This window comes from Pseudomonas sp. Pseusp11 (genome assembly GCF_047304405.1).
Lineage (GTDB): Bacteria > Pseudomonadota > Gammaproteobacteria > Pseudomonadales > Pseudomonadaceae > Aquipseudomonas.
Map to the genome: position 1 here is coordinate 21802 of NZ_JBGLZF010000026.1, position 23003 is coordinate 44804.

General features: G+C 59.8%; 19 protein-coding genes. 9 read left to right on the forward strand and 10 right to left on the reverse strand.

Translation table 11 applies throughout. From position 1 onward, the window contains the following. Positions 1 to 69 precede the first annotated feature (69 nt). From ACCC96_RS20520 to ACCC96_RS20550, 7 genes are all read right to left on the reverse strand, one after another. A complete protein-coding gene (locus ACCC96_RS20520) occupies positions 70 to 1218 on the reverse strand; it encodes an iron-containing alcohol dehydrogenase (RefSeq protein ID WP_258671304.1) in 1149 nt (382 codons plus the stop codon). A gap of 155 nt (positions 1219 to 1373) precedes the next feature. Then, positions 1374 to 2198 carry an ABC transporter permease gene (locus tag ACCC96_RS20525; RefSeq protein WP_018928864.1) on the reverse strand — a complete coding sequence of 275 codons (825 nt, stop codon included), beginning with the start codon at positions 2196 to 2198 and terminating at the stop codon, positions 1374 to 1376. A 12-nt stretch (positions 2199 to 2210) separates the two neighbouring features. After that, a complete protein-coding gene (locus ACCC96_RS20530; protein WP_413696751.1) occupies positions 2211 to 3458 on the reverse strand; it encodes an ABC transporter permease in 1248 nt (415 codons plus the stop codon). Between the two features lie 212 nt (positions 3459 to 3670). Further along, positions 3671 to 4714, reverse strand: a complete 1044-nt coding sequence (locus ACCC96_RS20535; protein WP_019650345.1) for an ABC transporter substrate-binding protein — start codon at positions 4712 to 4714, stop codon at positions 3671 to 3673. Between the two features lie 49 nt (positions 4715 to 4763). After that, positions 4764 to 5888, reverse strand: coding sequence for an ABC transporter ATP-binding protein (locus ACCC96_RS20540; protein ID WP_018928861.1), 1125 nt, complete (start codon positions 5886 to 5888; stop codon positions 4764 to 4766). Between the two features lie 354 nt (positions 5889 to 6242). Continuing rightward, complete coding sequence (locus tag ACCC96_RS20545; RefSeq protein ID WP_258671307.1) at positions 6243 to 6884, reverse strand: response regulator transcription factor; 642 nt, start codon at positions 6882 to 6884, stop codon at positions 6243 to 6245. A gap of 72 nt (positions 6885 to 6956) precedes the next feature. Then, positions 6957 to 9353 (reverse strand): PAS domain S-box protein, encoded by a 2397-nt coding sequence (locus ACCC96_RS20550; protein WP_413696752.1) that lies wholly within the window; start codon positions 9351 to 9353, stop codon positions 6957 to 6959. Positions 9354 to 9426: 73 nt separating this feature from the next. Here ACCC96_RS20550 and ACCC96_RS20555 point away from each other — a divergent pair, with 73 nt between their 5' ends. Beyond that, positions 9427 to 10419: an alpha/beta hydrolase family protein gene (locus ACCC96_RS20555; RefSeq protein ID WP_413696753.1), complete on the forward strand. Its 993-nt coding sequence runs from the start codon at positions 9427 to 9429 to the stop codon at positions 10417 to 10419. A gap of 43 nt (positions 10420 to 10462) precedes the next feature. On the opposite strand, the gene ACCC96_RS20560 is transcribed toward ACCC96_RS20555, so the two are convergent. The 3 genes from ACCC96_RS20560 to ACCC96_RS20570 are packed head-to-tail and all read right to left on the reverse strand — an operon-like array spanning position 10463 to position 12916. Continuing rightward, entirely contained in the window at positions 10463 to 11227 is a 765-nt protein-coding gene (locus ACCC96_RS20560) for a TerB family tellurite resistance protein (RefSeq protein WP_413696754.1), read from the reverse strand. Between the two features lies 1 nt (position 11228). Next, positions 11229 to 11900, reverse strand: coding sequence for an N-acetylmuramate alpha-1-phosphate uridylyltransferase MurU (gene murU / locus ACCC96_RS20565; RefSeq protein WP_258671311.1), 672 nt, complete (start codon positions 11898 to 11900; stop codon positions 11229 to 11231). After that, positions 11897 to 12916, reverse strand: a complete 1020-nt coding sequence (locus tag ACCC96_RS20570; RefSeq protein WP_413696755.1) for an aminoglycoside phosphotransferase family protein — start codon at positions 12914 to 12916, stop codon at positions 11897 to 11899. The genes murU and ACCC96_RS20570 overlap by 4 nt, the downstream gene beginning before the upstream one ends. Positions 12917 to 13046: 130 nt before the next feature. Between ACCC96_RS20570 and ACCC96_RS20575 the strand changes: the two genes are divergently transcribed. The 8 genes from ACCC96_RS20575 to ACCC96_RS20610 all read left to right on the forward strand — a co-directional run bounded on the left by ACCC96_RS20575 (position 13047) and on the right by ACCC96_RS20610 (position 22917). Beyond that, positions 13047 to 15860, forward strand: a complete 2814-nt coding sequence (locus ACCC96_RS20575) for an LPS-assembly protein LptD (RefSeq protein WP_413696756.1) — start codon at positions 13047 to 13049, stop codon at positions 15858 to 15860. Then, positions 15841 to 17157, forward strand: a complete 1317-nt coding sequence (gene surA / locus ACCC96_RS20580) for a peptidylprolyl isomerase SurA (RefSeq protein ID WP_019650338.1) — start codon at positions 15841 to 15843, stop codon at positions 17155 to 17157. Before ACCC96_RS20575 ends, surA begins: the two co-directional genes overlap by 20 nt. Further along, positions 17154 to 18143 carry a 4-hydroxythreonine-4-phosphate dehydrogenase PdxA gene (gene pdxA, locus ACCC96_RS20585; RefSeq protein ID WP_258671321.1) on the forward strand — a complete coding sequence of 330 codons (990 nt, stop codon included), beginning with the start codon at positions 17154 to 17156 and terminating at the stop codon, positions 18141 to 18143. The genes surA and pdxA overlap by 4 nt, the downstream gene beginning before the upstream one ends. Next, complete coding sequence (rsmA, locus tag ACCC96_RS20590) at positions 18140 to 18958, forward strand: 16S rRNA (adenine(1518)-N(6)/adenine(1519)-N(6))-dimethyltransferase RsmA (RefSeq protein WP_019650336.1); 819 nt, start codon at positions 18140 to 18142, stop codon at positions 18956 to 18958. The genes pdxA and rsmA overlap by 4 nt, the downstream gene beginning before the upstream one ends. Positions 18959 to 19073: 115 nt before the next feature. Then, positions 19074 to 19454, forward strand: coding sequence for a Co2+/Mg2+ efflux protein ApaG (gene apaG, locus ACCC96_RS20595; RefSeq protein WP_258671324.1), 381 nt, complete (start codon positions 19074 to 19076; stop codon positions 19452 to 19454). Beyond that, the gene (locus ACCC96_RS20600) at positions 19454 to 20335 is read left to right on the forward strand and encodes a symmetrical bis(5'-nucleosyl)-tetraphosphatase (RefSeq protein WP_413696757.1); all 882 of its coding nucleotides are present in this window, start codon (positions 19454 to 19456) and stop codon (positions 20333 to 20335) included. The genes apaG and ACCC96_RS20600 overlap by 1 nt, the downstream gene beginning before the upstream one ends. A 33-nt stretch (positions 20336 to 20368) precedes the next feature. Continuing rightward, on the forward strand, positions 20369 to 20698 hold the full coding sequence (gene glpE / locus ACCC96_RS20605) for a thiosulfate sulfurtransferase GlpE (RefSeq protein WP_258671327.1): 330 nt from the start codon (positions 20369 to 20371) through the stop codon (positions 20696 to 20698). 296 nt (positions 20699 to 20994) lie between these two features. Beyond that, positions 20995 to 22917: a PrkA family serine protein kinase gene (locus ACCC96_RS20610; RefSeq protein ID WP_007904259.1), complete on the forward strand. Its 1923-nt coding sequence runs from the start codon at positions 20995 to 20997 to the stop codon at positions 22915 to 22917. Positions 22918 to 23003 lie beyond the last annotated feature (86 nt).

The following is a 23003-nucleotide window of genomic DNA, read 5'->3' on the forward strand; positions in this document are numbered from 1 at the left end:
TCACGATGGCGCGCATTGTATACCTCATGCTTTGACGCGCGCACCGTGCTGCGATGATTGGGGCAAGTCCTAATAGGCCGCCCGGTAGATCTTCTCGATATCGGTGGCGCTCAACTTACGCGGATTGTTGCGCATCAGGCGTTCGGTGCCAGCGGCTTCCACGGCCATGGCCGGGATCGCCTCCTCGGGTACCCCGAAACTGCGCAGACCTCGCGGGATCTCCACGGCGGCGCACAGCTCGGTCATCGCCTCCACGGCTTTATCCGCCGCTTCATAGGCGCTCAGATGAGCGGTCTTCACCCCCATGGCCTCGGCAATATCCTGCATGCGCTCCACACAAGCCATCTTGTTCCAGGTCATGACATACGGCAGCAGCAAGGCATTGCTGACACCATGGGCAATGTTGAAACGCCCACCCAGCGGATACGCCAACGCATGCACCGCGCCGACCCCGGCATTGCCGAACGCCATGCCGGCCATCAGGCTGGCGGTGGCCATGTCTTCGCGGGCTTGCAGGTGGGAGGGATTGGCGTAGGCCTTGGGCAGCGCCTTGCTAATCAGCTTGATCGCGCCAATGGCCAAGGCATCGGTGATGGGCGAGGCGTTGAGCGACAGGTAGGACTCGATGGCGTGCACCAGCGCATCGACGCCACTGGCGGCGGTGACACTGCGTGGGCAGGTCAGGGTCATTTGCGGGCTGACCAGTGCCACATCCGGCAACAGGTAATCGCTGATAATGCCCATCTTCAGCTGCGCGACCTTGTCTGAGAGGATCGCCACGTTGGTCACTTCCGAACCGGTGCCGGCGGTGGTCGGGATGGCGATCAGCGGCGGGCCTTTGCGCGGCACCTGATCGATGCCGAACAAATCCTCCAGCGCGCCGTGATAACCGGCATAGGCGGCAACACTCTTGGCGATGTCGATGGCACTGCCGCCGCCGAGGCCGATCAGCCCATCATGCCCACCCTCACGGTAAACCCGCATGCAATCTTCGACGATGGCGATTTCCGGGTCCGGCAACACCCGGTCGAAAATCTCATAACTGCGCTCGCCCAGCTGCGCCAGCGCCAGCTCCACCGTGCCGGACTTGACCAGCGCGGCATCGGTGACGATCAGCGGGTTGTCGATGTCCAGACGTGTGAGCTCGGCCGCCAGTTGCTCGATGGCACCTGCGCCGGTGATTAGTTTGTGAGCGATTTTGAAAGAGGAAAGACTCATGTGCGCAGCCTCTTATAGATAGGGGAGCTGGGCACAATAGTAGCTGGGGATTGGGGTTTGTCTGCAGTAGGAGCTGCCGAAGGCTGCGATCTTTTGACTTTGCTTTTGGAAAATCAAAAGATCGCAGCCTTCGGCAGCTCCTACAGAGGGCCGCATCAGGCTTGGGCGGTGCGCAGTTTTTCGCTGCGCCCACGCAGCCATTCCAGGGTCAGCAACAGAATCACCGAGAATGCGATCAGCAGCGTCGCGGCAGCGGCGATCGTCGGGCTGAGGTTTTCGCGGATGCCGCTGAACATCTGCCGAGGCAAGGTCGCTTGTTCGGGACCGGCGAGGAACAACGTCACCACCACTTCATCGAACGAGGTAGCGAAGGCAAACAGCGCACCGGAAATCACCCCCGGTGCAATCAACGGCAAGGTCACCCGGCGGAATGTCGTCAGCGGCGAAGCGCCCAGGCTGGCCGCGGCCCGCACCAGGTTCTGGTTGAAACCCTGCAAGGTCGCCGATACCGTGATGATCACGAACGGCACGCCCAGCACGGCGTGCACCACGATCAACGAGGTATAGCTGTTGCCGAACCCCAGTGGCGCGAAGGTCAGGTAACTGGCCACACCAATGATCACCACCGGCACCACCATCGGCGAAATCACCAGCGCCATCACCAGCGCCTTGCCCGGGAAGTCGCCACGGGTCAGGCCGATCGCCGCCAGCGTACCGAAGATCATCGCCAGCACGGTCGCTGCCGGAGCCACGATCATGCTGTTCTTCAACGAACGCATCCATTCCGCCGAGGCAAAAAAATCCTGATACCAGTGCAGCGAGAAGCCTTGCAGCGGGTAGACCAGAAAACTCCCTGAGTTGAACGACAGCGGAATGATCACCAGCACCGGCAAGATCAGGAACAACAAAATCAAGCCGCAGAGAATCCGCAAGCTGTAGAACCACACCCGTTCGATGGGCGACATATAAGGACTCAGCATTTCACTCTCCCCTTAGCTCAGGCGCAGGCGACTGGCGCCCACCAGCCAGCTGTAAATCAGATAAAGCACCACGGTCGCCAGCAGCAACAGTCCACCGAGCGCGGTCGCCATGCCCCAGTTGATGCTGGTGTTGGTGTAGAAGGCGACGAAGTAACTGACCATCTGATCGTTCGGGCTGCCCAGCAACGCCGGGGTGATGTAGTAGCCGATGGCGAGGATGAACACCAACAGGCAACCGGCGCCAACACCGGCATAGGTCTGCGGGAAGTACACCCGCCAGAAACTGGCGAACGGGTGGCAGCCCAGGGAAATCGCCGCACGCATGTAAGTCGGCGAGATACCTTTCATCACGCTGTAGATCGGCAGAATCATGAACGGCAGCAGGATGTGCACCATCGAGATGTAGACCCCGGTGCGGTTGAACACCAGCTCCAGCGGCTTATCGATGACGCCCATGGCCATCAGGCCGCTGTTGATCAAGCCGCCCGATTGCAGCAACACGATCCACGCCGCGACCCGCACCAGAATCGAGGTCCAGAACGGCAACAGCACCAGAATCATCAGCAGGTTGCTTTGGCGCGAGGGTAGGTTCGCCAGCAGGTAGGCCAGCGGATAAGCAAGCACCAGGCAGATCATGGTGATGATCAGGCCCATCCAGAACGTACGGGCAAAGATGTCGAGGTAGATCGCCTGATCGGGAGTGGCCCGGGCCAGTTCGCCTAGGTCGTCGATACGGTGATCGACGGCGGCCAGCAGGTAATAAGGCGTCACACCACTGGTGTTGCGGCGCACCACCTGCCAATAGGCCGGATCGCCCCAGCGTTCGTCGAGTCCTTCCAGCGCTTCTTTATAAGAAGCAGGCTCCGTGGCGAACGGCAAGGCGCGCGCGGTTTTGGTCAGCAGGCTGCGGTAGCCGGCCAACTCCATGTTCAAGCGCTTGGACAAATCACCCAAGGTCTGATTCTTGCGGGCTTCGGCGAGGTCTTCGCTGGCGGCCTTGTACACAGGCTCTGCCGGCAGGCCTCGGCCATCCCAACTGGCGATGGCAGCCACAGTGCGCGGCATCACGCCGATCACTTCCGGGTTACCGACGCTTTTGTAGAGCAGCGCCACGATCGGCACCAGGAACACCAGCAACAGAAACAGCACCAACGGCGCGATCAAGGCTTGTGCTTTCCAGCGGTTGATTCGCTCGGCGTGCTTTAGTCGCTGCTTCAAGGTGGGGTCGGTGCCCGCGTTCACGGGAACGGCGATAGCCATGGCGTACTCCGGAAATCTTTGATCAATCGATAAGGGGGAGCGAAATTGTGGCGAGGGGGCTTGCCCCCGTTCGGCTGCGAAGCAGCCGTGAAACCATGCATCCGGTGTACCTGATACATCGCGGTTGCAGGTTTTAGGGGCGCTTCGCGACCCAACGGGGGCAAGCCCCCTCACCACAAAGGCTCGCCCTCACAAGAGGGCTAGCCCTCTGGTTACTTCGCAGCCCAGGAATTGAAGCGCTGCTCCAGTTGCTCGCCGTTGTCAGCCCAGAAGCTGACGTCGATCTGCACCTGGTTGGCGATGTTTTCCGGGGTGGTCGGCATGTCTTTCAGGACATCCTTGGCCAGCAACGGCACAGCCTGGGTGTTGGCCGGGCCGTAGGCGATGTTTTCCGAGTAGGTCTTCTGCTGTTGCGGCTGCACCGAGAAGGCGATGAATTTCTTCGCAGCTTCGGCACGGGTCTTGTCCAGACCTTTTGGAATGGCCCATGCGTCGAAGTCGTAGATGCCGCCGTTCCACACCACTTTCAGGTTGCTTTCTTTTTGTACCGCGGCGATCCGGCCGTTATAGGCCGAGCTCATGACCACGTCACCGGAGGCGAGGTATTGCGGCGGTTGTGCGCCGGCTTCCCACCACTGAATGCTTGGCTTGAGCTCATCGAGCTTCTTGAACGCGCGGTCCTGGCCATCTTTGCCGGCCAGCACTTTGTAGACGTCTTTCGGCGCAACGCCGTCAGCCATCAGTGCGAATTCCAGGGTGTACTTGGCGCCTTTGCGCAGGCCGCGCTTGCCCGGGAATTTCTTGGTGTCCCAGAAATCAGCCCAACTGGTCGGAGCGGTTTTCAGCTTGTCAGCGTTGTAGGCCAGCACGGTCGACCACACGAAGAAGCCCACGCCGCAAGGCTGGATAGCGCCTTTGACGTAGTCTTCAGACTTGCCGAACAGCTTCGGATCGAGTTGCTCGAACATGTCTTCGTCGCAACCACGGGACAGTTCCGGCGATTCAACTTCCACCAGGTCCCAGGACACGCTCTTGGTGTCGACCATGGCTTTGACCTTGGCCATTTCGCCGTTGTATTCGCCAGCGACGATTTTGCCGTGGCCCGCCGCTTCCCATGGTGCGTAGAAGGCTTTGACCTGCGCCGCCTTGTTCGCCCCGCCAAAGGACACCACGGTCAGGTCCGGGCCAGCCGCCATCGCGTGCGCCGCGCCGATCATGCCGACGACCAGGGCGGTGAATTTCAGGGATCTCAACATTTATTGTTCTCTCCACGTGCAGGGTTGGTGTTGGTGAAGCAGGGGGCGATCAATGCGCCTCTAGAAGTGGGTCGAGCGCGCGAACGTGTTCGACCTGCCAGCCAAGCGGTACCACGTCGCCGACAGCCAGAGCAGGATCGAGCTCGGCAATCGGTTGTTTCACGAAGAAGTCGGTCTTGCCGCAGACTTCCAGGCGAACCCGGACGTGGTCGCCCAGATAGATGAATTCCGCCACCCTTCCCGAGAAGCGGTTGACACAGGACTCGCTCGAGCCATTGAGGCTCACGCGCTCCGGACGAATCGACAGCGTGACGGGTTCGCCGGTCTTGCCGACGTTGACCGCCAGAGCTTCAACCTTTTCACCGCGACCGAGCTCGACCACGCAGCGATCACCGGTATGGCTGTGCAAGCGGCCGTTGAGGCGGTTGTTCTCGCCGATGAAGTTGGCGACGAAAGTATTTTTCGGCTCTTCATAGAGCGTGCGCGGTGGCGCGATCTGCTGGATCTCGCCCTGGTGGAACACGGCGACACGGTCGGACATGGTCAGGGCTTCGCCCTGGTCGTGGGTCACGTAGACCACGGTCACGCCGAGGCGCTGGTGCAGGTGTTTGATTTCCATCTGCATGTGTTCACGCAGTTGTTTGTCCAGTGCGCCGAGCGGTTCATCCATCAACACCAGTTGCGGTTCGAACACCAGGGCGCGAGCCAGGGCCACACGCTGCTGCTGACCGCCGGACAGTTGCGCCGGATAGCGCTGGGCGAAGGTGTCGAGCTGAACCATGCTCAGCACACGCTTGACCCGGTCACTGACGTCACTTTTGTTCAAGCCGCGCACGGTCAGCGGGAACGCCAGGTTCTCGGACACGGTCATGTGCGGAAACAACGCGTAGTTCTGGAACACCATGCCGATGTCGCGCTTGTGCGGTGGCACGTTGTTGATGGAACGCCCGGCCAGTTGAATCTCCCCGGCGGTCGGCGTTTCGAAGCCGGCGAGCATCATCAGACTGGTGGTTTTGCCGGAACCGGACGGCCCGAGCAAGGTCAGGAATTCGCCTTTGCGAATTTCCAGGTTGAGGTCTTTGACAATCAGGTTCTCGCCGTCGTAGCTCTTTTGCACTCCACGAAAGCTGACCAGAATATCGCTGGCCCCTGCACTTGAATCAACCTGGCTCATACCCACACCTTTGTTATTGATGACTGCTGTGGACTAAGCCTAGTGGACGCTGGGAGCCGCGCAAATCGGGGCGCAGGAGAGAATCGCCTCAGCCGGATGGAAGGTTGGGGGTAGGGATTGCCCTACAAGGATGGCGGGGATGGATATGTCGATTCTTGATGGCGACGGGCGGTAAGCTGCAAGCCGCAAGAACCGGCGAAAACAGTGTTTAAGGCATGTCGCAATTGGGCATGCCGTTACGGTCCCTGTAGGAGCTGCCGCAGGCTGCGATCTTTTGGCGGCTTCAAGATAGCCGAAGATCAAGATCAAAAGATCGCAGCCTGCGGCAGCTCCTACGGGTGATCGCGTACTGCTTCAGAGGAGTTTGTGTTCCATCGCGTACTTCACCAGTTCGGCCAGGGAGGTGATGTTGAGCTTCTGCATCAGCCGCGCCTTGTGGGTACTGATGGTTTTGCTGCTCAAGGCCAGTTGCTGGGCGATGTCGTTGACGTTGGCGCCCTGGGCCAGGCGTTCGAATACCGAGAATTCACGCTCCGACAGCAACGAATGCAACGGCCGTGTATCGGTCAGGCCAACCTCGAAAACCATGCGGTCGGCCAGGTCTGGATCGATGTAGCGCCCGCCCGCCGCGACCTTGCGAATCGCCGTCAGCAACAATGCCGGATCGCTGTCCTTGGTCGCGTAACCCGCGGCGCCAACCTTCAACGCCCGAGCGGCCATCTGCGCTTCGTCGTGCATCGACAGCACCAGGATCGCGGGGGGATTGTTCAAGGCGCGAATCCGTGGAATTGCCTCAAGACCGTTGACCCCGGGCATGGAGATGTCCAGCAACACCACTTCGCAGGGAACATGGCGCAAGGTATCGAGCAACTGCTCGCCATTGCTCGCCTCCCCGACCACCAGCAAGTCCTTGGCCAGGCCGATCAATTGCTTGATGCCTTCGCGAACGATGGTGTGGTCTTCGGCTACCAATACACGGATCACGTTCTTCTCCATTCTTCTTATGTCAGAACCAGGATCTATCGCGGGCTTGCCTGCAAAGGCGCCAGCTCAAACAACACAAAACCATCAGGCTTCATCCAGCGGCACTCGCACCGTCAGGGTCGTGCCCTCCCCCGGCTCACTCTCAAGCGACAATTGCCCGCCCATGATCAACACCCGCTCACGCATGCCGACCACGCCAAAGGATGTCGGCCTGCCAGGCGCGGCGACAAATCCTACGCCATCATCGCTGACAGTCAGACAAAGCTCATCGCCCTCAAGGGCCAGCGTCAGTTCAACAGTATGCGCCTGGGCGTGACGCATGACATTGGTCAGCGCTTCCTGAAGGATGCGGAACAGGCCAATGGCCTTGGCATCGCTGAGCACCGGCAAGTTATCCGGCACTTGTACCAGACACGGAATATGCGTGCGTGCCTCGAACCGTCGGGCCTGCCACTCGATGGCCGAGGCGATCCCGGCATCGAGAATCGGTGGCCGCAGCGCCGTGGCCACATCACGCACCAGTTGAAACAGCTGCGCGATCAAACGCTTCATGCTGTTCAAGCGCTCGTGCAGGCCAGGGTCGAGCTGCGCATAAGCCAGTTCGCACATGGACGTTTCCAGCTTCAACACAGTCAACATCTGCCCCAGCTCGTCGTGAACTTCCCGGGCAATCCGCGCCTTCTCCTCTTCCCTCACGCTCTCCAGGTGCGCAGACAACTCGCGCAACTGCTCACGGGAGCTGGCCAGCTCCAGCTCGATGCGCTTGCTCTCGGTGATGTCCCAGACAATCCCGTCCCAGACATAGGCGCCGTCTTCCAGTCGGCGGGTAATGGCCTTGATCTCGGCCCAGCGCTGTTCGCCCTGACGAGTCAGAATCCGCCCCTGCCACGACCAGTCGCTGTCGGTGTCCAGCGCATGGTCCTGAGTCTGGTGATAACTGGCCTTGTCATCCGGATGCACCAGGCTGCGCAGGCCTTTGTCCCGATGGGCCAGGGTGGCCGGCGAGTACCCCACCAGGCTCTCGCTGCCTTCACTGATGTAGGCAAAGTCGATCTGCCCGGTTACTGGTGCGCGCTCCAGACGAAAGACCAGTCCGGGAACGTTGGCGGCGATCCCCTGCAGCCGCGCTTCGCTTTCCTGCAAGGCGGCCAGGGCGCGACGACGCTCGGTGACATCATTGAGGTAAACCACCAGGTATTCGCCCTCGCGAAAACGCAGGAAGCTCAACGAGACATCCGCCGGCAGAATACTGCCATCGGCCCGCACACAATTGGTTTCGAAACTTAGCGGCCCTTCCTCACTGGCCCGGGCGCGTTTCCACAGGCTCAGCCAGCGGTCCATGTGCAAACCGGGCTCGAAATCGATCAAGGGTCGATCAATGATCCCGCCCGCCGGATAGCCGAGCATGCTTTCGGCGGCACGGTTGGCGTAGCGCACATGGCTGTCCCAGTTGACCCAAAGGATGCCGACGGTGCTTTGATCGATGGAGAACTGCGTGAGGCGCAAGGCTTCTTCGCTGGCCTCGCGCAGGGCAATGTCTTCGCGCGCCGCCAGCAAACGTTGCTCCAGACTGTGTTGCTGACGACGCTGCCAGTACACAATGGCCATGCTGCTCAGCAATAACACCAGCAACAGCAGACAGAGGTTTTTCCAGAAAACCGGTGAATCGGACAGCCGCGGGTACTTGGGTTGCAGCCATTGATCGTGCAGTCGCTCGAGGTCTTTGGCCGGTATCGCGCGCAGCGCGTTTTCGACGATGCCGGCCAACTCCGGCCAGTCCCGACGCGTGGCCACTCGCAACAGTTGCGGGAAACCGATGTCGCCCACCACGGCCAGCCCGGCGAACTCAGGCTCTGCAGCCAGACGCCCGAATTGCGCTTCATCGACCACCGCGTAACCGGCTTGCTGACTCAACAACAGTTGCAGCGCCTGGCGCTCCAAAGGCACGCCTTGCAGGTTCAGATGCGGATAGGTGCTACGCAAAAAATCCGCGGTGACGCTGGGCATGCGCACGGCGACGCGGGTCTGACTGTCGAGTTTTTCCAGCTCCACCACACCGGTGCTCTTCTGGTCGCTGACCACCAGTTGCGGCACCCGCATGTACGGATCGGAAAATTGCCAGAGTCGTAAACCGGCGGGAGTCTGGGTCAGTCCCGGCGCGATATCGATATCGCCTTCGCGCGCGGCGGCTTCCAGTTGCGCAAGATCAGGATAATTACGCCAGCTCAGCTCGACCTTGAGCGACTTGGCCAGCCACTTCATCAACTCGATGTTGACCCCGGACAGGCGCTGCAAGCGGCGATCGTATTGGGCATAGGGCGCTTGCAACACCACCCCGACCCGCAACTCTTCATGCTGCGCCAGCCATTGCTGTTGCGCCGAAGACAATGACACGACGTGCGCCGGTGGCGCGGGAGCCGCCCAGCCCATCAAGGGAAACCACAAACAGCCGATAACCCACAGGCAGCGAAAATGCATCATCGAAGTCTCACACACTGACAAATACTGACCAACCCATTAGGCTGCCGGAATAACTTCTGGCCTGGAATATCCGATGCCCCCTGTCTACCGCCTGGCACTGCCAGCATTGTGCCTGTCGCTGATCCTGCCGTGCGCCTTTTCCGTCGAGGCGGCCGACCCGGCATCTGCCACTGCGGAAAAACCCGCCGAAGAAAAACCGGTCGAACGCCAGCCGCTGCTTGAGCGTAGTCAGGAAGAAGCGACGGCACTTGAGCGAAAAGTCCCGGCGCAGGAACAGCAACAACTGCAAGCCGGCACCGACAGCTTTCTCGCCTTGTGGAAACCGGCCAATACCGCCGAGCCCAAAGGCGCGGTGATTATTATCCCGGGCGCCGGTGAAACCGTTGACTGGCCGCAAGCGATCAGCCCATTGCGCCGTCAATTGCCGGACGCCGAGTGGAGCAGCCTGAGTATCACCTTGCCGGACTTGCAAAGCGAAGCCATTGCGCCACGTATCGTCGAAGTGGCGCCCGCCCCCAAAGCCCCTGATGCCGGCAGCAAAGACTCGACCACCGCGGCGCCCATCGAACAGGCTGCTGGCGGCGAAGCGGAGGTGGCCGACAAGGCTATCGCCGAAACCACCGAAGAACACGCCAAAGCCGACGCCGAGCGAATTTTCGCCCGCATCGACGCGGCCATCGCTTATGCCGAACAGCAAAGCGCTCGCAAAGTCGTCGTGCTGGGGCATGGCACCGGCGCTTACTGGGCCGCGCGCTATCTGAGCGAGAAGCAGCCATCGCAAGTCGAGAAGTTCGTGATGGTCGCCGCCCAGACGCCTGTTACGGCGAAGCCTGAGCTTGCCGAGTTGACGCCGACGATCAAGCTGCCGACTGCCGACATCTTCTATATGGACAAACCACTGGATCGCAACGCGGCACTGGAACGCTTGCAGGCCAATAAACGCTTGAAGACATCGGCGTTCAGCCAGGTCTCGCTCAAGGCACTGCCGGGCAATGCCAAGGCTGAGCAAGAGCAGTTGGTTCGCCGGGTGCGGGGATGGTTGAATCCGCAGCCTGCGGCGGACTGATGGATCGCGTCGCCCCATTCGCGGGCGACACAACTCTGCCCTGCTATCGAAAGTCCCGCCGTTCACGAATCAACGTGTAGGCGTTGTGCAATTCACGAGTCTTGTCCGTCGCCTCACGAACCTGCAACGCCGTCGCACCGCTGCCGGCAATCTTGTCCGGATGATGGCGACTGAGCAGGCGTCGATAGGCGCGTTTGATCTGTGCTGGCTCGCTGGTCGCCGACACGCCCAATAGCCGCAAGGCGTCCTGATACGTAATCGCGCTGCTGACCAATGGTCGCTTCGGCTCGTAGTCACTCGCCAGTGCCTGTACCTGTTGCGGCGTCCAGCCCAACCATTTGCCCCACTGGGCAATCAGTTCGCGCTCGCTGCTACCGGCGCGGCCATCGGCCCAGACCATCCGCCAACAGGCACGCAACACGCCTTCCGCGGCATGGGGCTGAGCACTCAAGCGTCGCAGATAGCCACGCAACCGATCACGCCCCGACTTGCCGCGGTTGAACGCCGCTATCGCCCGACGTTGCGCCGACTCGGTCATCTCCAGCGCACGCATTTCCTGTCGCGCCTGCTGAATGTGGCCATCCACTACCCGCCCATCACTCTTGGCCAATCGGCCCAGCAACACGAACAGCAGTTCATCGTTGCGCAGCACCGAGCGGCCACCGAATTTTTCCCATAAATGCGCCCAGCTCTGCAGGTGCAAGCGCCGATCCAGCGCCTGTCCCAATAAAGCACCGAGCATGGCCCCCGGAATGCTGGCTATGGCAAAGCCCACTCCGGCTCCAATCAGAGTCCCTGGCCACAACATGTCAGCGTCTCGCTTCTATCAAGGTTTCTACTTCAGCCAGGCGCTCGTGAGTGCCGACATCCACCCAATGTCCATTCAGGCGCTCGCCCGTCACTTGTCCATCGGCCATGGCTTTGCGCAACAATGGCGCAAGCTTGAAGGCCCCGGCCGAGCAACCGTCAAACAGCTGCGGGTGCAGCACGGCGATGCCGCTGTAGGTCAGGGTTGAGGTATCCGGCTGACCGTCCTGCACATGGCCATCGACCAGGGTGAAATCCCCGTTCGGGTGATGTACCGGGTTGTCCGCCAGGATCAAATGGGCGAGCCCGACGATGGGCTGGTGCAACACGCTGAAGTCGTAGTCGGTCCAGATGTCGCCATTGACCACCACAAAAGCCTCATCACCCAACAACGGCAACGCGCGGAAAATACCACCACCGGTTTCCAGCGGTTCACCTTCCGGCGAATACTGAATGCTCACGCCATATTTCGAGCCATCGCCCAGATAATCTTCGATCTGCTGACCGAGCCAGGCATGGTTGATCACGATCTCGGTAAACCCTGCCGCCGCCAGCGCGTGCAGGTGATACTCGATCAAGGGTGCTCCGCCGGCGCGAACCAGCGGTTTTGGCGTGGTCAGGGTCAGCGGACGCATGCGCTCGCCTTTACCCGCCGCCAGAATCATTGCCTTCATGCCTTCACTCCAGCACGCAGACTGGCCAGCAACACATCCAGCTCAGCCAGTTCAGGACGACGGGCAATGACCGCGTCTATATAAGCAAAGAAACGCGGCACATCGCCGAGATAGCGTGGCTTGCCGTCGCGATGGCAGATGCGGGCGAAGATACCGATGACTTTCAAGTGACGCTGCACGCCCATCAGGTCGCTGGCGCGCAGAAAGTCTTCAAAGTCCGGCTGAACCGGGATGTCGAGCGCAGCGGCTTGCTGCCAGTAATCTTCCAGCCAGCCGCGCACGCGTTCTTCAGGCCAGCTGAGGAAGGCGTCCTTGAACAGGCAGGTCACGTCATAGGTCACCGGCCCGTAGACCGCGTCCTGGAAATCCAGCACGCCGGGATTCGGCTCGCTGATCATCAGGTTGCGCGGCATATAGTCGCGATGCACCAGGACTTTAGGCTGAGCCAGAGCGCTGTCGATCAGCAGGTCACTGACCTGCTGCCAGAGCACCTGCTGCGCAGCATCGAACTCGATACCCAGTTCGCGCTTCACGTACCACTCGGGGAACAGTTCGAGCTCGCGACGCAGCAGCGCGACGTCATAACTCGGCAGCGGCGCCACCATCGGCAATTGCTGGAAAGCCAGCAGCGCTTGCAGGGCATCCTTGAACAAATCGTCGGCATTTTCGCTGTCGATCACGTCCAGATAAGTCTTGTTGCCCAAGTCATTGAGCAAAAGGAAACCGCGCTCGAGGTCCTCGGCATAAATTTTCGGCACGTTTATGCCGGATTTCGCCAGCAGAAAAGCGATATCCACAAAGGGTTTGCAGTTTTCCTGCGGCGGTGGCGCGTCCATCACGACGAAACTTCTGCCTGCGCCTTCCCAGCGGAAATAGCGCCGAAAACTCGCGTCGCTACTGGCCGCGGTCAACGTGGCCGGGGGCACGGCGCCCCAACCTTGTTCTGCAAAGAGGATAGCCAACTGTTCATCGAGCCAAACTTTCAGGTGTTGCAAGCGTACATCTTGGTCAGGCATTGCAAGGGTCTCCGACGGCGCTAGCCGTCAAGCGGGTCATGCTTTATTATCCAGCATCTTTTTCAGACCATCGAGAGGCGTGCGGCCCACACCGCGGGCAGATGGCACGCAGGAAGCCCGGACTAATAAGATGGCATTGAAATCCCCCGCGTTTCGTAAAAAATTTCCGTTGTTGGTTACCGGCAGTCTGCTGGCCCTGCAACCCCTGGCCACGTCGTTCGTGGTCGCCGCAGAACAGTATGACTGCTCAGTCTCTGCTTCGGGTGCCTGGGACTGTGCGCCAAAGGCACCAGCCGCTGCATTGCCGCCGCGCCCCGTGCACGAAGGCAGCGCAGTCTCCGCCACTGGCGAAGCCCCGGCAGGCACCGCCTCCAGCGAAGACACCGGCGCCAAGCCTGTGCTGGTTACCGAGTCCAAGGGCCGCGGTCTGAAGTCGCGTAGTGAAGACTACAGCCACCTCGACTGGGTTCCGCGCGAGAAGCTCACTGCAGCGCAATTGGCCGAAACCGGTCCTTACTGCTCTGGTTCCTATATCGAACCGATTCGTCCTGGCATGAATGACAAGACGAATAAAAGCGACGCTCCAACCTTTATCGGCGCCAAGGCCTCCCGCTATAAGCAGGAAGAGCAGGTCGCGACCCTGGCCGGTGACGTGGTCATGCGTCAGGGCAGCATGCAGGTCGAAGCCGACGAAGCGAACCTGTACCAGGCCGAGAGCCGTGGCGAACTGGCCGGCAACGTGCGCATTCGCGACAATGGCGCACTGATCGTGGGCGATCACGCCGACGTACAGCTCGACACCGGTGAAGCCAAGGTCGACAACGCCGAATACGTGATGCACAAGTCGCGCATCCGCGGTAACGCGCTGTACGCCAAACGTGCCGAGAACGCGATCATCCGTCTCAAGGACGGTACGTACACCACGTGCGAACCGAACAGCAATGCCTGGCAGCTCAAGGGCAACAACATCACCTTGAACCCGGCCACCGGTTTCGGTACCGCGACCAACGTGACGCTGCGAGTCAAGGACATTCCGGTTCTATACACGCCGTACATCTATTTCCCGATCGATGACCGTCGCCAGTCCGGCTTCCTGCCGCCGACCATCGGCACAGGCAGCGATACCGGCTTCATGCTGGTCACCCCGTACTACTTCAACCTGGCGCCAAACTACGACGCCACGTTGTACCCGCGCTACATGAGCAAGCGCGGCCTGTTGATGGAAGGCGAATTCCGTTACCTGACCAAGTCCAGCGAAGGTCAGTTCGGCGCCGCGTACCTCAACGACGAAGATACTGAGCGCAGCAAGCAGACCGACTACGAAAAAACCCGCTACATGTACAACTGGCAGCACAAGGGTGGCCTCGACTCGCGCGTCTTTACGCAAGTCGACTACACCAAGATCAGCGATCCGTATTACTTCCAGGATCTGCAGACTGACCAGATTGGCGTGAAAAGCGCTGACTACGTGAACCAGCAGGGCTCTGTCACCTATCGTGGCGACAGCTACACCGCTCGTTTGAACGCCCAGGCCTATCAGCTGGCGACCGTTTCGAACATCACGCCGTATGATCGTTTGCCGCAGATCACCTTCAATGGTCAGCTGCCTTATCATCCGGAAGGGCTGAATTTCGATTACGAGACAGAGGCCGTGCGGTTTGAGCGTGATTTAAAGAGCGGTGACTTCGTAAACCAAGACGGCACGGTTGCATCACGTCTTGATAACAACGTGACCGGCCTGGCACGTGCCAACGGCGACCGCTTGAATCTCAAACCGGCTGTCAGCCTGCCGTTGAACTGGACCTATGGCTTCCTGAAGCCTTCGCTCAAGTACCAATACACCCAGTACCAACTGGATCTGGACGGTACTGGCAAAAGCCAAATCGTGGCCCAGGATCAAGCCGCAGCTGCAGCCGGGACTGAAAACCTCAATGGTCATTTCGGCAGCAACCAGAACCGTGGCGTGCCGATTGTCAGTATCGACAGCGGCCTGTATTTCGATCGCGACACCCAATGGTTTGGCAAGAATTATCGCCAGACCCTCGAACCGCGCCTGTTCTACCTCTATGTACCTGAGGAAGACCAGAAGGATATTCCAGTATTCGACACCGGCGAGTACACCTTCAACTATGCCTCGCTGTTCCGCGACAACCGCTTCTCCGGCTCCGACCGCGTCGGCGACGAGAACAAACTGTCGCTGGGCGTGACCAACCGCTGGATCGAAGACAATGGTTTCGAACGTCAACGCATCAGCGTTGGCCAAGCCTTGTACTTCAAGGACCGCGAAGTCCAGTTGCCGGGTATCGATGCAAAAACCCGCGCTGATGCTCAAGCCAACGTTTCGCCATATGCACTGGAATACGAATACCGCTGGAACCGCGACTGGCGCACCACGGCAGACTACAACTGGGACCCGGACAGCCGCAGCCCTCGCTCGGGCAGCGCGATGTTCCACTACCAGCCTGAAGACAACCCGAACAAGGTCATCAACGCCGGTTATCGCTATCGCAATGACCAGATCCGTTATGACCAGAACACTGGTAAATGGTCGGTGGGCGGTGGCGATTACGGCACCCCGGGCCAACCTGGCTACGTGAAGGACTACTACAAGATCAAACAGCACGACTTCTCGGTGATCTGGCCGATCGTGCCGCAATGGAACGCCATCAGCCGCTGGCAGTATGACTACAACCGCAACCGTACCCTGGAAGCCTTTGGTGGTTTCGAGTACGACAACTGCTGCTGGAAACTACGCCTGATCAACCGTTACTGGGTTTCCTATGACGAATTCAGTCAGGAAGCTCCACAAAACGAAAAAGGCGACCACGGCGTCTTCCTCCAAATTGTTCTGAAGGGACTCGGCGGCCTCACCGGCGCCAAAGTAGAGAGTTTCCTCGACAAAGGCATCCAAGGTTATCGTGAACGTGAAGACCAAGCTTTCTGATTGTCTGCGCCCGCTGATGCTGGGCGCGCTGTTCCTGGGTACCGCGGCCAACGCCGCGGTACAGTCCATCGATAAAGTGGTGGCTATCGTCGACAATGACGTGGTCATGCAGAGCCAACTGGACCGGCGCGTTCACGAGGTTCAGCAAACCATCGCCAAACGCGGTGCTGCCGTACCGCCTACCGGCGTACTGGATCAGCAAGTGCTCGAGCGTCTGATCGTCGAAAACCTGCAATTGCAGATCGGCGAACGTTCCGGCATTCGCATTACCGATGAAGAACTGAACCAGGCTGTCGGCACCATTGCCCAGCGCAACAACATGTCGATCGAACAATTCCGCGCCGCTTTGGCTCGCGACGGCCTGTCTTATGACGATGCCCGTGACCAGATCCGCCGCGAAATGATCATCAGCCGTGTGCGTCAGCGCCGTGTGGCGGAGCGCATCCAGGTGTCCGAGCAGGAAGTGAAGAACTTCCTGGCATCCGACCTGGGCAAGATGCAGCTGTCCGAAGAGTTCCGTCTGGCCAACATCCTGATTCCTACGCCGGAAAGCGCCAACTCCGACGCAATTCAGAATGCGGCCAAACAAGCCGACGCGGTTTACCAACAGCTCAAGCAAGGCGCTGACTTCGGTCAGTTGGCAATCGCCAAATCCGCCAGCGAAACCGCACTGGAAGGCGGCGACATGGGCTGGCGTAAAGCCGCTCAACTGCCACCTCCGTTCGATCGTTTGCTCGGAACCATGGCCGTTGGCGACGTGACCCAGCCAATGCGCACCCCGGGCGGCTTCATTATCCTGAAGATCCTCGACAAGCGTGGCGGCGAAGCCCAGGTGCGTGACGAAGTACACGTACGGCACATTCTGGTCAAACCGAGCCCGATCCGCGACGAAGAAAAAACCAAGGCCCTGGCTCAGTCGCTCTATACCCGTATCGAAGCGGGCGAAGATTTCGGCGAGCTGGCGAAAAGCTTCTCCGAAGATCCGGGTTCCGCCCTCAACGGTGGTGACCTGAACTGGATCGACCCGAACGCGCTGGTGCCTGAATTCCGCGAAGTGATGGCCAAGACCCCGCAAGGTCAGCTGTCCAAGCCGTTCAAGACCCAATATGGCTGGCACGTACTGGAAGTCCTTGGCCGCCGCGCCACCGACAGCACCGTCCAGGCCCGTGAGCAGCAAGCGATGACCGTACTGCGTAACCGCAAATACGACGAAGAGCTGCAAACCTGGCTGCGTCAGATCCGTGACGAAGCGTACGTAGAAATCAAACTCCCTGGTGCAGACCAGGCAGCGCAGTGAAACCCAAGCGTTTCGCGCTGACCCCCGGCGAACCAGCCGGCATAGGTCCCGACCTGTGCCTGCTGCTCGCCTCGCAAGCCCAGCCACATCCCTTGATTGCCATCACCAGCCGCGACCTGCTCATCGAGCGGGCCGCGCAGCTGGGCGTGGTTGTCGATCTGCTGCCGGTCACACCGGACAGTTGGCCGGATGTTCCTGCACCGGCCAACAGCCTGTATGTGTGGGATACGCCTCTCAACGCCAAGGTCACCGCCGGGCAACTGGACAAGGCCAATGCGGCCTTCGTTCTGGAAACCCTGACCCGCGCCGGGCAAGGCTGCCTTGACGGGCATTTCGCCGGCATGATCACCGCCCCGGTGCACAAGGGCGTGATCAATGAATCCGGGATCGCCTTTTCCGGGCACACGGAATTTCTCGCTGACCTGACCCACACCGCACAAGTGGTGATGATGCTCGCCACCCGCGGCTTGCGCGTGGCGCTGGTCACCACTCACCTGCCCCTTCGCGAAATTGCCGACGCAATCACGCCGGAGCGGCTGGAGCGGGTCACACGGATTCTGCACACCGACCTGAAAGAAAAGTTCGGCATCACCCAGCCACGCATCCTGGTTTGCGGGCTTAACCCGCACGCCGGCGAAGGCGGTCATCTGGGCCACGAAGAAATCGACATCATCGAACCTACATTAGAGCGCCTGCGCGGCGAGGGCATGGACCTTCGCGGCCCCCTGCCCGCCGACACTCTGTTTACCCCCAAATATCTGGAGCACTGCGACGCGGTGCTGGCGATGTACCACGACCAGGGCTTGCCCGTGCTGAAATACAAAGGCTTCGGCGCGGCAGTCAACGTGACCCTCGGCTTGCCGATCATCCGCACATCGGTCGACCACGGCACCGCCCTGGACCTGGCCGGCAGCGGCAACATCGATACCGGCAGCCTGCAAGTCGCCCTGGAAACCGCCTACCAGATGGCCGAGACCCGTTTATGACCGAGCATTACCAACACCGGGCGCGCAAGCGCTTCGGCCAGAACTTCCTGCACGATGCCGGCGTTATCGACCGCATCCTGCGCTCCATTCACGCCAAACCTGAAGACCGCCTGCTGGAAATCGGTCCGGGCCAGGGTGCATTGACCGCGGGCCTGCTCAACAGCGGCGCCCAACTCGACGTCGTGGAGCTGGACAAGGACCTGATCCCGATCCTCAACCAGCAGTTCGCTGGCAAGAGCAACTTCAACCTGCATCAGGGCGACGCGCTGAAGTTTGACTTCAACAGCCTGAACGCCGCGCCAAACAGCCTGCGAGTGGTCGGCAACCTGCCGTACAACATCTCTACGCCGCTGATTTTTCACCTGTTGCACAACGCCAATCTGATTCGCGACATGCACTTCATGCTGCAAAAAGAAGTGGTCGAGCGTCTGGCGGCGGGTCCTGGTGGCGGTGACTGGGGTCGGCTGTCGATCATGGTTCAGTACCATTGCCGGGTCGAGCATCTGTTCAACGTCGGCCCGGGCGCGTTCAATCCTCCGCCGAAAGTCGACTCCGCGATCGTACGCCTGGTGCCCCACGCGGTACTGCCGCACCCGGCCAAGGATCATCGCCTGCTGGAGCGCGTCGTGCGCGAAGCTTTCAACCAGCGCCGCAAGACCCTGCGCAACACACTGAAACTATTGCTGAGCAATGCTGAAATCGAAGCCGCCGGCGTCGATGGCAGCCTGCGCCCCGAGCAGCTCGACCTGGCCGCCTTCGTACGCCTGGCCGACAAGCTCAGCGAACAAGTCCTACAAAAGCCTGCCACCGACTGACAGGCGATGAGCGCTATCGGGTAGGACGCCACTCTGGTTTACTACCCGATACTTGGCCTAGACTGAGTTCTATCAGCTACGCCCCGCGTTCCGCTTCGTTTCTAAGGCCTTTTGCATGTCCGATCCTCGTTATCAGGTCGACGTCAGCGTCGTCACCCGCTATCTGGCAGAACAATCGCAACCCGAGCACGACCGCTTTGCCTTCGCCTACACCATCACCGTGCAAAACAATGGCCTGCTACCCGCCAGGCTGCTTTCACGGCATTGGGTCATCACCGACGGTGACGGCCATGTCGAGGAGGTTCGCGGTGCGGGCGTCGTCGGCCAGCAGCCGTTGATCGAAGTGGGCAAGAGCCACACTTACAGCAGCGGCACCGTCATGACGTCCAAGGTCGGCACGATGCAGGGCACCTACCAGATGCTCGCCGAAGACGGTAAGCACTTCGACGCCATCATCGCGCCGTTCCGCCTGGCGGTACCTGGAGCGTTGCACTAATGGCGACGTATGCCGTCGGTGATGTGCAAGGTTGCCTTGAACCGCTCAAATGCCTGCTCAAGCAAGTGGCCTTCGACCCTGCACGGGACCGTCTGTGGCTGGTGGGTGATCTCATCAACCGTGGCCCACAGTCGCTGGAAACCTTGCGCTTCCTCTATAGCATCCGCGAGTCGCTGGTGTGCGTACTCGGTAACCATGACCTGCACTTGCTGGCCGTCGGGCAAAACATCGAGCGCCTGAAGAAAGCCGATACCTTGCGCGAGATTCTTGAAGCACCCGATCGTGCGGAGCTGCTGGAGTGGGTTCGCCAGCAAAAGCTCATGCACTACGACGAACAACGCGATATCGCCCTGGTCCATGCCGGCATCCCCCCACAATGGTCGCTGCGCAAATCCTTGAAATGCTCCGCCGAAGTCGAAGAAGCCCTGCGCGATGACAACCGCTTCGCGCCTTACCTTGACGGCATGTACGGTAACGAGCCGGTGAAATGGGACAACGACCTCAAAGGCGCGGCTCGCCTGCGAGTCATCACCAACTATTTCACCCGGATGCGTTTCTGCACCAGCGACGGCAAACTCGACCTCAAGGGCAAGGAAGGCATCGACACCGCACCGCCGGGTTATGCGCCATGGTTCGCGCACAAGGAACGCAAGACCAAAGGCCTGAAGATCATCTTCGGCCATTGGGCGGCGCTCGAAGGCCAGTGCAACGAACCCGGGCTCTTTGCCCTCGACACCGGTTGTGTCTGGGGTGGCGCCATGACCCTGATGAACGTCGACACCTTCGAGCACCTGCGATGCAAATGCGACGCCCATGGCCACGTTCGACCGGCAGTCGCCACCTCTATTCCCGAACAAACGTCAGCCAGCGCCCCGCGCTAGACTGCGCTTTCAGCCGAGCCACAGGAGCCCGCCATGAGCGAATTCAAACGTATCCCCCCAGAACAGGCCCAGGCCCTGCGCGAACAAGGCGCGGTGGTGGTCGATGTCCGCGACCCGGCAACGTTTGCCGCGCTGCACATCAAAGGCTCGAAGCATCTGGATAACCATTCTCTGCATGCTTTCATCCAGGGCGCCGATCTGGATGCGCCGACGGTAGTGGTCTGCTATCACGGAAATTCCAGCCAGGGCGCAGCTGCTTATCTGATCAGCCAGGGCTTTTCCGACGTCTACAGCATGGACGGCGGTTTTGAGCTGTGGCGTACGACCTACCCTTCGGAAACGGCGCAAGGCACTTCCGAATAATTATTTTGTAATGCGCAAGCCCCGGCCCCCGTGGGCTCGCGCGATTACAGACGAACGGTCTGCCACAACTAATTACGTATCTTGCCTTTACCTCCCAAATTCCCAACTATCCTTAAGCGCAGGCCATCCAAAACAGGGGAGAGCCGGTACACCGGCGCACGGGTCATCGGGAGTAGCTTTCGGAGTAGTCAGCTCCGGAAGAGTTCTGGGGGGTAAACAGCAACTGCCTGTTCGGTTGCTGCCAGCATCGACTGAGTGATCCGGCGTCGGCTCCACGTATCGAGCGAGGTGACGTCATGAGTATCTTTAGCCACTTCCAACAACGCTTCGAGTCCACGCGCCAGGAAGAACTCTCGCTGCAAGAGTATCTGGAACTGTGCAAAAAGGACCGCAGCGCCTACGTTTCCGCGGCCGAGCGTCTCTTGCTGGCCATCGGCGAACCGGAACTGCTCGACACCTCAACCAACTCGAGGCTGTCGCGCATCTTTTCCAACAAGGTGATCCGCCGCTATCCGGCCTTTGAAGACTTCCACGGGATGGAAGAATGCATCGACCAGATTGTGTCGTATTTCCGCCATGCCGCTCAGGGTCTGGAAGAAAAGAAACAGATCCTCTACCTGCTGGGCCCAGTCGGTGGCGGTAAGTCATCTTTGGCCGAAAAGCTCAAACAGCTGATCGAGAAAGTGCCCTTTTACGCAATCAAGGGCTCGCCGGTTTTCGAGTCCCCCCTGGGTCTGTTCAACGCCACTGAAGATGGCGCGATCCTCGAGGAAGACTTCGGCATTCCCCGGCGCTACCTCAACACCATCATGTCGCCATGGGCCACCAAGCGCCTGGCCGAATTCGGCGGCGACATCAGCCAGTTCCGCGTGGTGAAACTCTACCCGTCGATCCTCAACCAGATTGCAGTTGCGAAAACCGAGCCGGGCGATGAAAACAACCAGGACATCTCGGCACTGGTGGGCAAGGTCGATATTCGCAAACTGGAAGAGTTCCCGCAGAACGACGCCGATGCCTACAGCTATTCGGGCGCGCTGTGCCGGGCCAACCAGGGCCTGATGGAATTCGTCGAAATGTTCAAGGCACCGATCAAGGTGCTGCACCCATTGCTGACGGCCACTCAGGAAGGCAACTACAACAGCACCGAAGGCTTGGGGGCAATTCCGTTCACCGGGATTCTGCTGGCCCACTCCAACGAATCGGAATGGCACACTTTCCGGAACAACAAGAACAACGAAGCCTTCATCGACCGGATCTATATCGTCAAAGTGCCGTATTGCCTGCGCGTCAGCGACGAGGTGAAGATCTACGACAAGCTGCTGTTCAACAGCTCGCTGGCCAAAGCCCATTGCGCACCCGACACGCTGAAAATGCTCGCTCAGTTCACCGTGCTCTCGCGCCTTAAAGAGCCGGAAAACTCCAACATCTACTCCAAGATGCGCGTGTATGACGGCGAAAACCTCAAGGACACCGATCCGAAGGCCAAGTCGATCCAGGAATACCGCGATGCAGCAGGTGTCGACGAAGGCATGAACGGTCTGTCGACCCGCTTCGCCTTCAAGATCCTGTCGAAGGTCTTCAACTTCGATCCGCACGAAATCGCCGCCAACCCGGTGCATCTGCTCTACGTGCTGGAACAGCAGATCGAACAGGAACAATTCCAGGCCGAGACCCGCGAACGCTATCTGCGCTTCCTGAAAGAGTACCTGGCGCCGCGTTACATCGAATTCATCGGCAAGGAGATCCAGACTGCCTACCTCGAGTCTTACAGCGAGTACGGCCAGAACATCTTCGATCGCTATGTGCTGTACGCCGACTTCTGGATTCAGGATCAGGAATACCGCGATCCGGAAACCGGCGAGATCCTCAACCGCGTAGCCCTGAACGAGGAACTGGAGAAAATCGAGAAACCGGCCGGCATCAGCAATCCGAAGGATTTCCGCAACGAAATCGTCAACTTCGTACTGCGCGCCCGTGCCAACAACAACGGCAAGAACCCAACCTGGCTCAGCTACGAAAAACTGCGGGTGGTCATCGAGAAGAAAATGTTCTCCAACACCGAGGACCTGCTGCCGGTCATCAGCTTCAATGCCAAGGCCAGCAAAGAGGACCAGCAGAAACACAACGACTTCGTCACACGGATGGTGGAGCGGGGTTACACCGACAAACAGGTACGACTGCTGTCCGAGTGGTACTTGCGGGTCAGAAAATCACAGTAACCCGCTGCCGGTCAGACCGGTTGTCGTTAGCCAGAGGCCTGTGTACGCTTTTTCTGTTACACAGACCTCTGGGAGGTGTTCGAAAG

What these genes read in the sequence shown, in the direction of transcription:
- ACCC96_RS20520 (WP_258671304.1), bottom strand. Translation starts at nt 1,218, where the DNA reads ATGAGTCTTTCCTCTTTCAAAATCGCTCACAAACTAATCACCGGCGCA.
- ACCC96_RS20525 (WP_018928864.1), bottom strand. Translation starts at nt 2,198, where the DNA reads ATGCTGAGTCCTTATATGTCGCCCATCGAACGGGTGTGGTTCTACAGC.
- ACCC96_RS20530 (WP_413696751.1), bottom strand. Translation starts at nt 3,458, where the DNA reads ATGGCTATCGCCGTTCCCGTGAACGCGGGCACCGACCCCACCTTGAAG.
- ACCC96_RS20535 (WP_019650345.1), bottom strand. Translation starts at nt 4,714, where the DNA reads ATGTTGAGATCCCTGAAATTCACCGCCCTGGTCGTCGGCATGATCGGC.
- ACCC96_RS20540 (WP_018928861.1), bottom strand. Translation starts at nt 5,888, where the DNA reads ATGAGCCAGGTTGATTCAAGTGCAGGGGCCAGCGATATTCTGGTCAGC.
- ACCC96_RS20545 (WP_258671307.1), bottom strand. Translation starts at nt 6,884, where the DNA reads ATGGAGAAGAACGTGATCCGTGTATTGGTAGCCGAAGACCACACCATC.
- ACCC96_RS20550 (WP_413696752.1), bottom strand. Translation starts at nt 9,353, where the DNA reads ATGATGCATTTTCGCTGCCTGTGGGTTATCGGCTGTTTGTGGTTTCCC.
- ACCC96_RS20555 (WP_413696753.1), top strand. Translation starts at nt 9,427, where the DNA reads ATGCCCCCTGTCTACCGCCTGGCACTGCCAGCATTGTGCCTGTCGCTG.
- ACCC96_RS20560 (WP_413696754.1), bottom strand. Translation starts at nt 11,227, where the DNA reads ATGTTGTGGCCAGGGACTCTGATTGGAGCCGGAGTGGGCTTTGCCATA.
- murU (WP_258671311.1), bottom strand. Translation starts at nt 11,900, where the DNA reads ATGAAGGCAATGATTCTGGCGGCGGGTAAAGGCGAGCGCATGCGTCCG.
- ACCC96_RS20570 (WP_413696755.1), bottom strand. Translation starts at nt 12,916, where the DNA reads ATGCCTGACCAAGATGTACGCTTGCAACACCTGAAAGTTTGGCTCGAT.
- ACCC96_RS20575 (WP_413696756.1), top strand. Translation starts at nt 13,047, where the DNA reads ATGGCATTGAAATCCCCCGCGTTTCGTAAAAAATTTCCGTTGTTGGTT.
- rsmA (WP_019650336.1), top strand. Translation starts at nt 18,140, where the DNA reads ATGACCGAGCATTACCAACACCGGGCGCGCAAGCGCTTCGGCCAGAAC.
- apaG (WP_258671324.1), top strand. Translation starts at nt 19,074, where the DNA reads ATGTCCGATCCTCGTTATCAGGTCGACGTCAGCGTCGTCACCCGCTAT.
- ACCC96_RS20600 (WP_413696757.1), top strand. Translation starts at nt 19,454, where the DNA reads ATGGCGACGTATGCCGTCGGTGATGTGCAAGGTTGCCTTGAACCGCTC.
- glpE (WP_258671327.1), top strand. Translation starts at nt 20,369, where the DNA reads ATGAGCGAATTCAAACGTATCCCCCCAGAACAGGCCCAGGCCCTGCGC.
- ACCC96_RS20610 (WP_007904259.1), top strand. Translation starts at nt 20,995, where the DNA reads ATGAGTATCTTTAGCCACTTCCAACAACGCTTCGAGTCCACGCGCCAG.